Annotated in this window: 1 protein-coding gene; it reads right to left on the reverse strand. The window is 20.5% G+C overall.

What is annotated here, in order from left to right; translation table 11 throughout:
• Positions 1-122: 122 nt before the first annotated feature.
• Entirely contained in the window at positions 123-395 is a 273-nt protein-coding gene (locus CCO88_RS09890; protein ID WP_002840957.1) for a hypothetical protein, read from the reverse strand.
• Between the last annotated feature and the right edge of the window lie 258 nt (positions 396-653).

A 653-nucleotide genomic window follows, 5' to 3' on the forward strand; every position in this document is an offset into this window, starting at 1 on the left:
TGCAAAAAGCTAGAGAGCAAAATAAAAATATGGAACTAAAATAATCTAGTTCTTTTTCAAAAAAACAAAAGTAAAAAATTATTAAATATTAGGGCTCTTATTCTTTAAGAATGCCTTAATATTTAAATGAACTCTTCTCTTTTATTACTTTTTAAAATTTCTTTGTATTTTCTTAAACCTTTACAAGTATGAAATAAACCTGTCATTCCAATGATAAAAATCACGGACATTAAAAAACAATCTTGAAAGAAAACAGCAATATTTTCATAAATAAAAAATTCAAAAACAAGAAATAAAAAATTTAAAAAGGTTACAATTAGCATAATTGTTAAATCAAAATACAGCTTTTCTAGAGTGTTAAGTCTATAATCTAAATATTTAATAATTTTACACATTCTTTCACCCCTGCTTCTTATGCTTATTTTCTATTAAAACATTATATCATAATTTCTATCAGCAACATTTTCTGTTTGGAGTTTTTTAAAATAAAAGTTCAAAAATTTTAATTTTTGATTTACCTTATTTAATATTATAAAATTTAATAAATTTAAGAATTTAGAAATCATTACATTTAAGTCAATTGTTTTTTTAAAGTCCCTATTTTCCATATGTTATTTTCGTAAAAATGTCAAAAATCATTACATTTAAGTCAA

The sequence above is a fragment of the Campylobacter coli LMG 9860 genome (assembly GCF_000254135.1).
GTDB classification, from domain to species: domain Bacteria; phylum Campylobacterota; class Campylobacteria; order Campylobacterales; family Campylobacteraceae; genus Campylobacter_D; species Campylobacter_D coli.